The organism is Fibrobacter sp. UWH9, assembly GCF_900129715.1.
Lineage (GTDB): Bacteria > Fibrobacterota > Fibrobacteria > Fibrobacterales > Fibrobacteraceae > Fibrobacter.
Window position 1 is genome coordinate 1 of sequence record NZ_FQWP01000009.1, and the last position, 15,065, is coordinate 15,065.

The 15,065-nt window shown below is 50.0% G+C and carries 12 protein-coding genes, 1 tRNA gene and 1 pseudogene; 8 read left to right on the forward strand and 6 right to left on the reverse strand.

Annotated elements, in window-relative coordinates; translation table 11 throughout:
- The 7 genes and pseudogenes from BUB94_RS16770 to BUB94_RS08975 all read left to right on the forward strand — a co-directional run.
- Positions 1 to 504, forward strand: a pseudogene (locus BUB94_RS16770) (hypothetical protein); the annotation flags it as partial.
- Between the two features lie 294 nt (positions 505 to 798).
- Complete coding sequence (locus tag BUB94_RS08950) at positions 799 to 2,262, forward strand: amidophosphoribosyltransferase (RefSeq protein ID WP_073161328.1); 1,464 nt, start codon at positions 799 to 801, stop codon at positions 2,260 to 2,262.
- Between the two features lie 111 nt (positions 2,263 to 2,373).
- Complete coding sequence (locus tag BUB94_RS08955; protein ID WP_139260177.1) at positions 2,374 to 2,778, forward strand: hypothetical protein; 405 nt, start codon at positions 2,374 to 2,376, stop codon at positions 2,776 to 2,778.
- A 22-nt stretch (positions 2,779 to 2,800) separates the two neighbouring features.
- The gene (locus BUB94_RS08960) at positions 2,801 to 3,457 is read left to right on the forward strand and encodes a hypothetical protein (RefSeq protein ID WP_073236150.1); all 657 of its coding nucleotides are present in this window, start codon (positions 2,801 to 2,803) and stop codon (positions 3,455 to 3,457) included.
- A gap of 52 nt (positions 3,458 to 3,509) precedes the next feature.
- Positions 3,510 to 5,198 carry a M3 family oligoendopeptidase gene (locus BUB94_RS08965; RefSeq protein ID WP_073236153.1) on the forward strand — a complete coding sequence of 563 codons (1,689 nt, stop codon included), beginning with the start codon at positions 3,510 to 3,512 and terminating at the stop codon, positions 5,196 to 5,198.
- A gap of 146 nt (positions 5,199 to 5,344) precedes the next feature.
- Positions 5,345 to 5,429: transfer RNA gene (locus BUB94_RS08970), tRNA-Ser, on the forward strand.
- An 84-nt stretch (positions 5,430 to 5,513) separates the two neighbouring features.
- Positions 5,514 to 5,828 carry a hypothetical protein gene (locus BUB94_RS08975; RefSeq protein ID WP_073161324.1) on the forward strand — a complete coding sequence of 105 codons (315 nt, stop codon included), beginning with the start codon at positions 5,514 to 5,516 and terminating at the stop codon, positions 5,826 to 5,828.
- Between the two features lie 240 nt (positions 5,829 to 6,068).
- On the opposite strand, the gene BUB94_RS08980 is transcribed toward BUB94_RS08975, so the two are convergent.
- The 6 genes from BUB94_RS08980 to BUB94_RS09010 all read right to left on the reverse strand — a co-directional run bounded on the left by BUB94_RS08980 (position 6,069) and on the right by BUB94_RS09010 (position 13,100).
- Positions 6,069 to 6,572: a PAS domain-containing protein gene (locus BUB94_RS08980; protein WP_073161323.1), complete on the reverse strand. Its 504-nt coding sequence runs from the start codon at positions 6,570 to 6,572 to the stop codon at positions 6,069 to 6,071.
- Complete coding sequence (locus tag BUB94_RS08985) at positions 6,569 to 7,942, reverse strand: LamG-like jellyroll fold domain-containing protein (protein WP_073236157.1); 1,374 nt, start codon at positions 7,940 to 7,942, stop codon at positions 6,569 to 6,571. The genes BUB94_RS08980 and BUB94_RS08985 overlap by 4 nt, the downstream gene beginning before the upstream one ends.
- A gap of 19 nt (positions 7,943 to 7,961) precedes the next feature.
- Positions 7,962 to 8,783: a TIGR02147 family protein gene (locus BUB94_RS08990; protein ID WP_073161321.1), complete on the reverse strand. Its 822-nt coding sequence runs from the start codon at positions 8,781 to 8,783 to the stop codon at positions 7,962 to 7,964.
- Positions 8,784 to 9,141: 358 nt separating this feature from the next.
- Positions 9,142 to 10,767, reverse strand: coding sequence for a cellulase family glycosylhydrolase (locus BUB94_RS09000; RefSeq protein ID WP_073161319.1), 1,626 nt, complete (start codon positions 10,765 to 10,767; stop codon positions 9,142 to 9,144).
- Positions 10,768 to 10,877: 110 nt separating this feature from the next.
- Positions 10,878 to 11,720 (reverse strand): TIGR03915 family putative DNA repair protein, encoded by an 843-nt coding sequence (locus tag BUB94_RS09005; RefSeq protein WP_073161318.1) that lies wholly within the window; start codon positions 11,718 to 11,720, stop codon positions 10,878 to 10,880.
- A 108-nt stretch (positions 11,721 to 11,828) separates the two neighbouring features.
- Positions 11,829 to 13,100, reverse strand: coding sequence for a putative DNA modification/repair radical SAM protein (locus tag BUB94_RS09010; RefSeq protein WP_073161317.1), 1,272 nt, complete (start codon positions 13,098 to 13,100; stop codon positions 11,829 to 11,831).
- Positions 13,101 to 13,358: 258 nt separating this feature from the next.
- Between BUB94_RS09010 and BUB94_RS09015 the strand changes: the two genes are divergently transcribed.
- Positions 13,359 to 14,918: a LamG-like jellyroll fold domain-containing protein gene (locus BUB94_RS09015; RefSeq protein ID WP_073236163.1), complete on the forward strand. Its 1,560-nt coding sequence runs from the start codon at positions 13,359 to 13,361 to the stop codon at positions 14,916 to 14,918.
- Positions 14,919 to 15,065 lie beyond the last annotated feature (147 nt).

Sequence of the window (15,065 nt, forward strand, 5' to 3'; positions counted from 1 at the left end):
TGCATTTTCCCGCATACCTCCTGGCTCCTGAATTTGGATATTTCCGCACAGGAAAATCGCATGTTCAAATTCGACACCATGCACTGGTGCATTATCCAGCTAAATTACCTGGAGCAGGCAATCCGCGAGGATGCGGGGCACGGTAACAAGTACTTGCAAAACCTTCTGGAATTGTGTAAATTTATCGCGGAACCCACCCGGGTTGAACCTTTTGAAGACGTGTACGAGGATCTTATGGCATTCAGCGCAGAGCAAATCGAAGCCTACCGCAAGGAAATGGAAGAACGTCGTAGACTGGACGCGATTTCTACCCGCAAGTACACCGAAGAGCTGATCAAACAGCAGGAAGAGGAAATCGCAGAGCAAAAGCAGGCCATCGAAGCCAACAGGCAAGAACTTGCTGCGAACAAACAGGAGCTTGCAGCAAATAAGCAAGAGCTAGAAGCCGAAAAAGCCCGCGCCGACAAATATGCCGCAATCCTTAGACAACACGGCCTGCTGTAAAAGTCAATAAAGCACCCCGCTCATCACTTGAACGGGGTTTTTCTTTTCGTAACGAAAAACACGAAAGCAAATTTTTTTTGAACGGCTTTCATCGTCTTGTAGATACTGCTTAAAATTTCTGGCGAGCATTTTCCCCAATTGTGAAAATTGCTTGATTTTTTGGGGAAGCGGTCTTGATTATTCATTTTTTGTAAAGGCCCAAACATATTTTTTCATATTCTTGCAGTACAAATAATGAAAAGTTTTATAAGATTTCTATCTTTTCGGCGTAAAATCCCCGACTAAGGAGTCTTTATGGGCGGCTTTTGTGGCGTTATTTCCAAGAACGATTGCGTAACCGATCTGTTCTTTGGTACAGACTATCACTCACATCTCGGTACTCATCGCGGCGGTCTGGCTGTTCTGAAGGCCGATGGTAATTTCCATCGTTCCATTCACAACATCCAGAACACTCCGTTCCGCAGCAAGTTCGAAAACGACTTGGCCAAGTTCGCCGGCAACGTGGGCCTGGGCGTTATTTCCGATACCGACCCCCAGCCCCTGGTCATGACCTGCAAGCATGGCACTTTCGCCCTGGTCACTGTAGGTCTCATTTCCAACATCGAAGATCTTAAGAACGAGCTGTTCCAGAACAACTGCATGCAGCTCCAGTATTCTACCACCAGCGGTATGGTTGGCCCTACCGAAGTGGTTTCCGCATTGATCGCCACCCAGGATTCCATTGTTGCAGGTCTCAACTACGTACAGCAGAAGATCAAGGGTAGCTGCTCCGTTCTCGTCATGGACAGCAACGGCAAGTTCTACGCCTCCCGCGACAAGTGGGGCCGTACTCCCATCATCGTGGGCAAGAAGGATGGTTCCGTCATCGCCGTGCAGGAAAGCTGCGCCCTGCCCAACTTGGGCTACGACCACCTCCGCGACCTGGGTCCGGGCGAAATCGCCGAACTCACCCCCGATGGAATCAATACCCTGGTTGAACCGGGCAAGAAGATGGCCATCTGCTCCTTCCTGTGGGTTTACTACGGCTATCCGGCATCCGCCTACGAAGGCCGCAATGTGGAAATGACCCGCTACCGTTGCGGTTCCGCACTTGCAAAGCGCACCCCCACCGAAGCCGACGCCGCCTGCGGTATTCCCGACTCCGGCACTTCCCACGCCCTGGGTTACGCTCACGAGGCTGGCATCAAGTTCGCCCGCCCGTTTGTAAAGTACACCCCGACCTGGGCACGTTCCTTCATGCCCCAGGACCAGCGCCAGCGCGAACATGTGGCTTCCATGAAGCTGATTCCTATTCCGGGCCTTATCGACAACAAGCGCCTGGTGTTCTGCGACGACTCCATCGTCCGCGGTACCCAGCTGGGCAAGCAGGCCGAAAAGCTTTACTCCATGGGCTGTAAGGAAACCCACATGCGTATTGCATGCCCTCCCCTGGTTTACCCCTGTAAGTTCATCAACTTCTCCCGTTCCAAGAGCGTGTACGACCTGATTACCCGCCGCTACATCCGCGAAAAGGAAGGCGAGAACGCCGATCTGGACAAGTACACCAACCCGGATTCCCCGGAATACAAGGAAATGGTGGACTACATCCGTCGCAACTTGAACCTGACCACCTTGGCCTTCCAGCGCATCGACGATCTGATCCAGGCTATCGGCCTGCCGGAAGATCAGCTCTGCACCTTCTGCTGGACCGGCAAGGACTACGCAGAAACGGGCGACTGCTACCACTGCCCCTGCCACGCTGAAGAAGAAAAGAAGTAATTCAGAATCCTTCGGCGAGCTTAGGCTGCCTAAAGAAATTGTCCGGACCTTTTTGCGGTTCGGACTTTTTTATATTGACAACAAGTTCATTTGATACGATATAGGGATGGTATGGTTTCACGTTTTATTAAAAAATATGCGGTACCCGTTACGATAACCCTTATGGGCCTCTCCTTTTTGTGGGGTTGCTCCGGCAATGGTTCCACCGATTCGGGCGAACAGGCGGAATATCCCTTCACCATCACCCTTGAAAATCAGACCAAGGGTACGGCCTTTATTGTCTACATGGTAGATGAGGATTCCGATACCACGTATACTTATTCCAACCCGGCCAAGGATGGCAAGGTGGATTACAACATCCAGAAAAACACTTTCGAAAAGGATGTGAAGCTGGTGGTGTTCACATCGGGCATCCAGTTCACGGTGTACGCCAAATACGACAAACTGATCAACCACTCCACCACCCTGATTATCCAGAACGACGACGGCGATGGATACGTTGTCACCAAGAAGTAGGGTTTTGTATATTTGGGGCCGTATGAAATTCAGATTTTCCTTAACCATTTCGTTGGCCGCCCTGGTGGTTCTGTCATTGTTCGGCTGCGCCGTGACCCGCAAGATCAGCGCCGCCGACATTCTTTCCAAGACCAAGCTGGAATTTAACGCCCTGACCCTGGATTCCGTAAGCATCAACAAGGATCTGTTCCCCAAGCAGGGGCTGTTTAACGGCTTTTTGCCCAACCCCCAGGTGGTGGCGCTCGTTCAGGATTTCGCCAAGGGCAAGCTGGAAAAGGAACTGGGAACTCTGGGACTTTCCGCCGAAGTGATTGCCAAGAATCAAGGTACCGATACTTTGTGGATTCGGGATTTACAAGCTACCCTGAAACTGGATACGCTAATGGAACTGCCTATTTCGCTGAAGGATTCCATCAAGATGGTTCCCGGCAGCAATAATTTGACGGTGACCACCACCATGCCCATCGACCGACGGATTTTCTGGCTGAAGGATGTTTCCCTGATCAACATGAAGGGCGTTCTGACAGTGGCCCTGGATGTAGACGGGGAATCGGTCCCCCTGGAATTTGATATTGACCGCCCGGTCTCCCAGGAAGAAAAGACCGCCCTTATGGATAACGTCAGGAACACCATATTGAACAACGTGGTGAACAACTGGATGGGGGCCATCCAGAAATGATCGCACACAACGAGATGCTAATTTTTATAGAAAATAAGGATTGATGTAGAATATGAAACGCGAATTTGTACCCGAGAATTTTAATGTAGACAACTCCAAGGAAGTGGAAGCTTTGTTCCAGCAGCTGCTGGACGAGAACATCGCCAGCTCCGCCGATGCCCTGCGCGCCTGGATCATGAAGTGGAGCGAGCTGGGTTCCGTCCTTCAGGAAGTGAGCTGCCGCCGCTATGTGGCCATGACCGTAAACACCAAGGACGAAGAGGCCGCCAAGGCTTACGAAAGCTTCGTAGAGAACGTGGACCCCATCGCCAACGAGTTTGACGACAAGCTGAACAAGAAGCTGATGGCCCATCCGGCCAAGGACCAGCTGAAGGGCGAATTCGGCGTTTGGTTCAAGAGCGTGCAGCTTTCCCTGGATTTGTTCAGCCCCGAGAATATTCCCCTGGAAACGGAAGAAGTCAAGGCCGTGCAGGCATACCAGAAGATTACCGGCGGTATGAGCGTGGAATTCGATGGCAAGGTCCAGACCATGCAGCAGTTGGGAACCTATCTGGAACGTACCGACCGCGATATCCGCGAAAAGGCCTGGCGCACCACCTGGGAACGCCGCATGCAGGACAAGGAGGCCCTGGACAAGTCCTTCGACGAACTGTTCTCCATCCGCAACAAGATTGCGAAGAACGCCCACTGCAAGGACTACATTGACTTTATCTACATGGCCAAGCGCCGCGATTACACCCCCAAGCATTGCAAGGACTTCCACGAAAGCGTAGAGAAGCTGGTGCTCCCCCTGCTGAAGGAAATCTACAAGAAGCGCGCCGCCAAGATGGGCCTGGCAAGGCTCCGCCCCTGGGACCTGGCCGTAGACCCGCTGAATCGCGAACCTCTGAAGCCTTATAAGACCGGCGATGAGCTGATCGAGAAGGTTGACCAGATTTTTGAAAGCATCCACCCCCAGGCCGGCAAGTGGGCCCGCCAAATGCAGGCTCAGAAGCTGATCGACCCGGATTCCCGTCTGGGCAAGGCTCCGGGCGGCTACCAGATCGGTTTTGACGAATCCCGTCTGCCCTTCATTTTCATGAATTCCGCAGGTACGGACCGCGACATCTATACGCTGCTCCATGAATCGGGCCATTCCTTCCACCAGTTTGGCCTGGCAGGCCAGCCTATCCTCGCCTACCGCGACGTTCCTTCGGAATTTGCGGAAGTGGCCAGCATGAGCATGGAGCTGATCGGCATGTCCAACCTGAAGCCCTTCTATGGCGACGACACCGAATCCATGGCACGCAGTATCGAGGGCGAATTGGAAGACGTTATCTGGCTGTTCCCCTGGGTGGCCAGCATCGATAGCTTCCAGCATGAACTGTACAGCAGGCCCAATCATACGGCCGCCGACCGCGAGGAAATCTGGTCCAAGATCATGGACCGCTACGACGCCGGCGTCGACTATACCGGCCTGGAAAAGTTCCGCAACAACATGTGGCAGAAGCAGCTGCACCTGTTCGAATGCCCCTTCTACTACATCGAATATGGTATCGCCCAGCTGGGCGCCCTGCAGGTGTGGGCCAACTTCAAGAAGGACCCGCAAAAGGCCATCGACGACCTGTTCAAGGCGGAAAGCCTGGGCTACAGCGTAACCGTGCCCGAAATGTTCAAGGCTGCAAACATCAATTTCGACTTTACAGCCAAGACAATCGAGCCTTTGATGAAGGTGGTCTGGGACGAACTGAGCAAGTTCTAGACGGGATTAGAACGATTTTTTGTCGAAAAAGTGTGATTTGGAGAGTTTATCTAAAAAAAATTCAACTTTTTTCAAAAAAATCAAAAAAAATGCGACAACACCCTTGACAAGTGTCAAAAATAAATGTATAATTGGCGCACATCCTTGGAGGGATGGCCGAGTGGTTGAAGGCGCACGCTTGGAAAGCGTGTTTACCTCGCGGTAACGAGGGTTCGAATCCCTCTCCCTCTTCTAAAAACAAAACTTCTCAAATGTTTTGGAAAAAGCATTTGAGAATTTTTTGTAGGAACACAAACCTTAACTTGAGGTACTAAGATGGCTGACGATCAGAGAGTTTATCTTGACGATATTTACGCAAGTGAAGAATGTCAGGGTTCTGTCTTCCGCGCTGTTGTGATGATGGCTCAGGAAGCACGCTTCATCAACAAGCAGGCTGGCCAGGGTTACATTCAGTTGACCAAGAAGCCGACCACCATCGCCATGTACAAGTTCAAGGAAGGCAAGCTCACCATTTCTGAAAAGAAGGCTGCACAGGCCGAAGCTGAAGTGGAAGCCGCAGAAGAAATCGAAATGACCGCAGAAAACACCGCACAGGTGAGCGCTGCAGCAGACGACGCCTTCGGCGAATAATTTGAGCCAACAGCTTAAGTTCCTAGAAAAATTAAAAAGAACGATTCGAAAGGATCGTTCTTTTTTTTGCTCTTTTTATTGCCCCTTATCCGTTTAACGGACCCGCCCGACGAACCCCCATAAAAAGTTCACAAAAAAAGCGACCGATCGGACACCCCCAAATGGATCCGACCGGTCACCCCTACGCAAAACCTCCTATCCCCTTTCCTTCCTAACCAGTCCTCCTAACCGGTCCTCCTATCACACCTGGGCACAGCGGATTGCGTAAGCTTCTGGATATTCGCGAGCAGCGCACTGGTCGCATACTCGACGGAAACGAACCTCGTTAGCAGACTCCACGCGGATCTGACTACCGCAGTGAGCACATCTAGCAAGGAACACACGACTTTCAACAAAGGCGGCAGGGGCAGCAACCACGGGCGAAGTCGCAGAAACACGATGGACAGAAACATCGTATCGCAGTTCGCCGTCACCATCCTGGCGCAGATGAGTAAAGAGTTTGCAGCAGAAGCTGCGCCCCTTACGGTTTTTCATGCGCAAGACAGTGCTGGGCTGCATCTGGGAATTGACATAGTTTTCCCAGTCTTTGGCATTGCGGCACAGATCCGTTACGTAATGCCATTCGATTTCGCCCTCTTCAAAGCCAAACATGCGGCAAAAGCGCTTGTTGGCCTTGATGAGCCTGCCATGACGATTGGCCTCGAAATAGGCCTGCTCCACCGAACCTTTTCTTTCGTCAATCATAATTGTCCTCCTAACCTTTTATAATACCTGTAAAGTACTTCTGCAGATGATATTTCCTTAAACCCAAAACGTACATCATCCATTTCGAAGTCCAGCCCGTCACCGCCAATATAGAGCGGCTTGGAAATGTTTTCCATCCAACGGAGGCCCGTGTCAATACGACCCGTCAACACCCCATTCTGATAAATCTTCGCAATGCCTCGCCTCCAGGTGAGCACCACATAAATCCATTCGCCAGCCGGCACAGCACGCTGAGAGACCGCCATGTACCCGCAGGTGGGATTATTGACATTCACCGAGTAGAACGCCAGCCTAGGCTCAACTGCACCGCATTTTCCGCTAATTAGGGAAACACCGATCATTTCTTCAATGTAATCGTCGCCCCGCTTGCTCAAGACATTCTTCTGGAACTCACCTACCGCAAAAGCCTCAGGATTGTTGAACTTGAAGAAGCCTTCAATAGACAGTTCCGTCAGGGAATCCACATCCAGGAAACCGCTGGTATCTACAGCAGCATAATCAGAAGCCACGAAGCGGATTGCCTTGCCATCGACACCTTCGGTAAATTCAGGCTCATACAGGAAGACCGTCTCGGTCTCGTGCCCCATATCATCCAGAAGGTAGTAGCCGGTTCCGGAATCAGAAGGCAACGCAAGCACAGAATCCATAGTCCACACATACTGAATCTTATAGTCCACATCGATCATGGGGAGCGTAATTTCAGAAACGCCATTATAAGACACGCCTTTAGAATTTACGGACACATCAACCGGCTCGGAGTGAACGATACCCCTGGGGAGCGGACCGTTCAGCCAGTAGGAATCAGCTTCCAGCACAAGGGTGTATTCCGCATCATCAAAGCGTTCACGATCCGGCGAAGAAACGGTCAAATTATAGGTTCCCAACGGCAGATTGCTCAAGACAAAGTACCCGGTAGGCTTCACAGAAGAAACCCAATCCGTGCCCGGAATTCCGACCTTGGCGTCCTCCGGACTGGAAACACCATCCAAAACCAGATTGCCCTGAATCGTCTTGACCGTGGTCATCTTGGAACTCATTTTCAGATCCGAACCGGTGTACACAAAAGTCTCGTATATAGCCTGTCCAGCCTTATGAGAAGACAGGACGTACTCTCCATATTCCTTGATGCTAAAGCCAAAAGCGCCATTTTCATCAGTCGTATCAACAAACAGCTGGTCAGACTTAGCACTGTGACGGGCGTGAATAACGACATTTCTTGCAAAATTTCCATCAGCGGCGACGAGGACTCCAGAAACGGAATTGGTTTCTTCACTGACACCGCCGGCTGTTTCAACCGGGCTGCATCCGCAAAGGAGCATCACAAGCGAAAATAAGAAAATCAAAAACATCTTCACAAAGCTACCCCTCCTATTTAGCAGGCTTCGTAAGCGGAAACAACTGCAAGTTAAGGCGGTAGATTCGATCATCATCGTCATCTTCCATGACAATGGCGGCGATGCGTCTACGGAAATCGGCAATTTCATTCTTGATACGGAAAAAGCCTTCCTTGGATATACCGATTGTCATGCCAGACACATCTCGTTCGTCCATCGAAACCTGATCCAGGGACTTTACAGCAAGATCGCCCATTTGACGATGCATTTCTCGGATCGCCATGCTTTCCCCGTCACGGATTCCCGTGGTAACGGACTTCGACGACTTCTGATACTCACCTTTTTCATCTTTCTGGAGCAAACCGGTCTTCACAAGAAGATCCAGGGACTGCTTCACACTCTGGGCATCCGCAGGAAACACGCACTGTCCCGCCATCTTGGTGGGGGAAGCGCCGTGCATCCTGGGAGCCATCTCACGAAGGACCGGATTCAGCCAGTCTTCGTAGTAAACGTAAGCCTCCTCCCCCATAACTTCCATGGAGTTGTCCTTTGCGAGGGCACGCATGGAGTTATAAAGACTACGTTTGATCAGAGAATCCTTGGTCTGGTCAAAATTGACCATCAGACGGAAGTACTGCAGTTCGACACCGGCAAGGCCGATAGCGGCAGCAACTCGTTCCGTCCCCACATCACTAAGGTTAGCTTTACCGTCGCACACCAACTTAAGGAACACGGGCGACGAATATCCGGCAGCCTTAGCAAAGTCACGCCAGGTAAAACCAGAACGCGCCTTGCGTTCCTGGTAATAATCGCGCAGATAATCGCGATAGCTGACGTATTCCAAGACCTGTTTCATGTTATGATGAATATAGTTTTGTATCAAAAGGATTCAAATATTTATGATACAAAATTAGCTTATTTTTTTCGTATTACAAGAACCAATCTAAGGTTTTCATACATTTCAAGTATTTTTATGATACAAATGTTGCAAAAATACGTGATACACAACACAATGTTAAAACTTCAGAACCAATTAGGCAAAATCGCGATAGAAAAACCTATGATACAAAAGCGAAGATACAATGCTAACGGTACAATGCAAACCATACAATGCAGACAATACAACGCAAACAATACAACGCTAACGCAACAAGAAATCCCGCCAGCACACGCCGACGGGATCCGCATTCAAAATTTCCTAGTATCAGGAATCGCTATCCGAGCTTAACTTCCTTGACCACAAGGATGCCACCTCGTTCGGTCTTAGGATACTGACGCATACCTTCGCCACCCTTGCCACGGTCCAGAACTTCAAGAAGTTCACCCTTGGTAGAGTACAGGTGCAGTTCCCAAGGAACGTTGGGAGAATTGAAATAGCCGGAATTTTTCTGCACATTGCGCTGGAATGATCGATTTAGACGATCCGCCACGCTACGAGCCTGAACTAGGCTGATATCAGCAAGGCTCCAGGAAGTGGGAACGCCACCCATATCGAAAATCAGCAGTGCTTCGGGGTCAGACTCTTCCTTCATGGTAAACTTCCAGCTAAAGTTCTGCCAGCTGGTACTCAAGTCCAGGATACGTCCATTTGCATAGGGCGTATATTCGTCAGAGTCCTTCTTGATATTCACATGGAGAGTACGGGGCTTGTCGGCCTTGGCTCGCATGCTAAAAACATAGGTAACGCCATGACGCATAGACAGGCGCTGCTTGAACTGCAGATTCCAGGATTCCTTGCCAGCCTTCTTGATTACGAAGTTTGCGGCACCATCCTTTACAGAAACCTCGGCCTTACCGCCCCAGAAGTCCGTCACCCAGCCAGACAAAGCCTCTTCAGAAGAAAACTCACCATTCTGGATCAAGTTCGTCCCCACAGAAAGGGAGCCAGTCACATAATCCTTGTTCTGGATAAAATTGGGAATAATGCTGGTATTCTGGATACCGTTGGGGCTATCCAGACAGATTTCCTTACCCCAGCCAACCAGGGTATTTACAGAACCATGGATCGTCATATCCATTTCGGGGCTATCGAAGTTACCGGGGCCCCAGCTCCATGCCAACCAGCCAATGTCCAGGCGTTCCGCTTCCGACATAATCAGCTTATAGGGAATCTCCTTGGCGCCACCTACGGCAACAGGAGCAAATTCACCCACAACCAAGGGCAACTTCTTGTCGACAGAAGCCTTAAGGACTCCACGGACGCGGTCTTCGACGGTTGCATACCCTGTAGTTTCTGGATTATGAAGTTCCGAAGGCCACCACATATGGATCGAGAAAAGCAAATTATGTTCAGGATCAGCCTGTAAAAGCCTCGGCCCCACTTCCAGCAAGTTCTTTTCGCTCTGGCCCCACATATCAGCATCAATCATGATGGGAATGCGGATACCGGCAGCACGCATCTTGGTAACGATGGTGTTGTACGCCAGGAAGAAGTCTTCGGCAGGCACAACCTCATCACCAGGTTCATTACCGACATTGATAATCAGGTACTGCTGGTGGTTGGCGATCACCTGCATCATTTCTTCGCTGAGCCAGTAATCCAAAGCTTCGGGGAGTTTTTCCCAGTTACCGGTGGTATCATGAATTTCGGGAATGGGAATCATACCGTTGGCAATGCAGAGACCAATGATATTATCCAAATCACTCACTCGGCCACGGGTGTTCCAGACAATGCGCACACAATTGGCACCGGTCTTCGCGATTTCAGGAATGGTCTTTCCTTCGCGATCAGTCCAGATGAACATGTGGTTTACGCCACGTAAGATAGTCTTTTCGTTGTCTTTGCTGTAAAGGTAGCGATCCTGTACAAAAAATCCCGGTTTTGCAGACGCCATAGTCATTACGCATTTTCTCCATTAATTCTTATCCAAAAGAAAGATACAATTATTTGACTGAAATAGGCTTCTGTGTTAAAAATTATACCATTATCCGGCGAGATTCGCTCAACAAATCAAAAACTAGCCAGACGCGCCAGGGAATTCGCCTTGGCCACGTTCGACGGCAACGAAACCTGCGGTGGAGAATGAGCCGAAAGTTGATTGGCAAAATCCCTTTCGGGCATATGCTTCCAATAATGCACCGGTAGGCACCGCCGCAACAACCGCGGATTCTCGCGTTCCTTGATAGATATGGCGTTATAATAGTCCTTCCACAATTGGGTTATGGCATCAGGCGGCAAGCCCGCCTTCAGGGCCTTCAAATTGGGAATGGTAACCTCCTGAGGAGAACGCCCATCGTAATAGACACCATAATTTCGCCTTGAATCGTAAATTGCCCAGCGCTCGTTCACAAAACGCCGCAGAAAATGGTCCGTCAACAACGTCACGATATCGTACTTCGGCTCAATTTCCGCAAAGTAACAGCCGTCGTCCGTTTTAGAAAAACGGACCATGCCGCGCATGTCGCCGATTTCTCGGCGGACGGCCTGGGCAATCTTGTACAGCGGGAGCATTTCAGCCGACGCAATATTCTTACCATAATTCGGATCAAGGCCCGCAAACAGCTTACGCAGGTAGGAGAGCATCTGCATTTCAACGCCCTCCACCTCGGAACGGAACACCACATCCAACATCCACAGCACATCTTCGCTGGCGGCATTCACAATGGCCCGTTTCAGACGTCGGGCAGAATCTTCGGACGTTTCCACCCAGAAAGGCTGCATAAACAAGTCCGCATCCTCCCCCGCCCTACGGTCAGGCGTAATGTTCCCCACCACCAGGCGCTGGCGGTAGATTTCGAACACAACACTAAGGAATCCATCAAAAGTCGAATCGTAAGAAATATTAAGAGACATTATATCTAGCCACTAAAAGTTAAAGGTTCATAAAACAGATTTTCCAAGACAGTCCCATTGAAACTTGCTTACTGGGGCAGGCTTACAGAGACAAACTCAGAGATAAGCTTACGCATGAGCTGGCAGCATCGCTGGCCTAGAGTCCAGGGCGTCGAACATATTCAATTGCAGAGGCTGCGACGGCCCCACCAACAACGGGCGCACCATCTCAGGGTAAAGCCGGCGTAAACTGGCAGGCGTATCCGGATGGTAGATGAAGTACTTGGCCCGCTTCATGACCACCCCCATCTTCTTCAGCTGTTCCAGACGGATTTTACAGAACCTCCGGCCATTGGCAATAAGGTTTGCGGATTTAACTCCGATACCCGGCACCCGCAAAAGCATTTCGTAGTCCGCAGTCTGAATGTCGATAGGGAACATTTCCGGATGTCGCAAGGCCCAGGCCACCTTCGGATCAAGGTCCAGATCAAGATTGGGATGGGCCTCATCGAGAATCTCGTTATACTGAAACTTGTAGAAACGCATAAGCCAGTCAGCCTGGTACAGACGATGTTCACGGACCAGAGGCGGCTTGGTGGTTATAACGGGCAACCTCTTATCGGCATTGATAGGAACGTAGCCCGAAAAATAAACGCGTTTCATCTGCTGTTGCATATAGAAACCGTTAGACAAAGTCAGTATCTGAAAATCCGTTTCGCCAGACGCCCCCACAATCATCTGGGTCGTCTGCCCCGCAGGCAGGAACTTCGGGCTATAACGGGACACGCCCTTCCCTGGATTGTATTCCAGTTTGCGCTCTGCCAGATAGTTCATGGGGCGATACACCGACGCATGATTCTTTTCGGGCGCCAGGTACTGCAGGGCCTTATCCGACGGAATCTCAATATTCACGCTACTTCGGTCAGCATAGAGTCCCGCTTCGTGCAGTAACGCTTCGGAAGCCCCCGGGATGGATTTTAGATGGATGTAACCGCCAAAACGATGGACAGTCCTCAGTTCCTTTGCCACCTTGATGAGCATTTCCATGGTAGCGTCAGGACTCCCCACCACGGCGGAACTGAGGAACAAGCCCTCGATATAGTTACGTTTGTAGAATTCCAGCGTCAGGTCGATCAATTCCTTAGGCGTAAAAGTCGCCCTGGGAATATCATTGGAACGACGGTTGACGCAATAGGCGCAATCATACTTGCAGGCATTACTCATTAACACCTTCAAAAGGGAAATGCAACGGCCGTCCGCCGCCCATGTATGGCAAATACCCGCCTGGCAGGCATTCCCCATCCCGCCCTTGGGAGTGTTCCTATTGGAACCGCTAGACGAACACGAAACATCGTATTTCGCCGCATCCGCCAAAATGTTCAACTTTTCCCTTACGTCCATTATAATTGCCCGCAAAAAACAAATGCACTTTTGTGCACCATTTAATATAATAACTAGTGCTCAAAAAAGCAAGTCATAGTTTTCAATTCAATTCATAAAAAATCAAATATTTCCGTGATTAATGTCATCATATTTCAGCACGTAGCCCTTTTAACACTTTCCACCCTTTTTTTAGAGTGTAAGTTTTATGTATATTTTACGGCGGATGACATGAATTTCCCAACAGGACAACAGAATTCATTTAGATTGGAGTAAAGAATGAAGAAGTTCCTAGTACCGGTCGCCGCAGCATTGAGCCTTATGGCCTGCTCCGACGTAAACGATTCTATCGCCAACAATAGTCACCCCAGCCAAACATCCGTCGCAACCCCCAGCGCCCTCTGGAAGCAGTTGGAAACGGATGGTGTCAGCGAATATTTCGAAAGCAATGGTGTACTCCATACCGGTGAAACATCCATCCAGACTAATTTAAATTGCAAGAACAGCCTCCACATCGACGAATACACTCTGCTTCTCGATGAAATGGAAGGCATTTATAGAGAAGGAACCCTTGTAGACGGCGTCTGCGGCAAGGGCGTCGCCCTCGCATCCGGTGAAGTCGCTCCCCTCACCATTAACATGGTCGACGAAATGTCCAAGGGCACCATCGAATTCTGGTTCAAGCCAGCAGAAGATTTCTTCAACCTGGACAGAACCCTCCTGGGTAACGACGAAGCACGCATCCACTTCTTCGTCATGAACAACCTGCTCGTATTCCAGAAAAATCACGCCGACAAGCATTATTACGTCATGGGTCCCGCCAAATTCAAGAAAGGCTGGAACAAGATCGCCGGCCAGTGGGGTGACGGCTACCTGAGCGTCTGGATGAACGACGAGCTGGTGGCAAAGATTGCCCATACAGAAGGCTACAAGCCCTCTAACCGCGGTAAGCCTTTCGGCAACTTGCTAGTCGCCGGTTACAAGAGTTCCTGCTGCATGGAAGGACCCGGTATGTATAGCCCCCTGACAACCAGTGGCGCATACGACCAGATTCGCATTTCCATCATCCCCCGCTACAAGAACGAAGGTTCCATAGAAGACAAGGATGAAGAAATTTCCTCCAGCAGCGAAGAAGTGATTATCGAAGAATCTTCCAGCAGCGAAGAAGTGATCGTCGAGGATTCCTCTAGCAGTGAAGAAGTGATCATCGAGGAATCCTCCAGCAGTGAAGATGTAATCGTCGAAGAATCCTCCAGCAGCGAAAATTCCGATGACGACATCATCTTCTTTGAAGACTTCGACAGCGGAAAGAACTACGGAGTCACACTCATTGAAGGCGAAAGCGGTATGGCAGCAAGCCTGGAATACGGGCAAAAAATCGTATTGGCGGCCTTAGACGAAAAAATTCCCCGGGGTACTTTTGAATTTTCATTCAAGCCCGGCGAACAGTTCGAATCCATGTACAAGGCAGCCCTGGTCGGAACCGACGAAAGCCGAATGACCATCCTGAAAGTCAACGATCAGTTGGTATTCTACAAGAATTTGCCTGACAGCTATATCAAGGTTAGCGGTAAGTACACCTTCAAGGAAGGCTGGAACAAGATAGCCGCCCAGTGGGACGGCACCTCCATTTCCCTGTATGTCAATGGGGAACTGATTGGCGAAACCGCCACCACCACGGTCTACACACCCTCTACAAGAGGAACATACTATGCCGCCTATGGCAATTCAATCCTGGTGGGCTATAAGAGTTACTGCTGTACTTCTGACGGAGAAGGCAGTGCCTACACTTCTGGAAGTTTCGACAACATCCTCGTAACCTCCAAGTTGCTCTACTAACCGCACAAAAAAAATTTTAACGCCTGCGCAATATTCAACGCAGGCGTTTTTCGTTTTTAGGGAGCATCCCTCCCAAATTTCAAAATATTTATGTTTTTTTTGTAACATTCCCGAAAAAATTCAATTTTTATGTCAACGATAGACTAA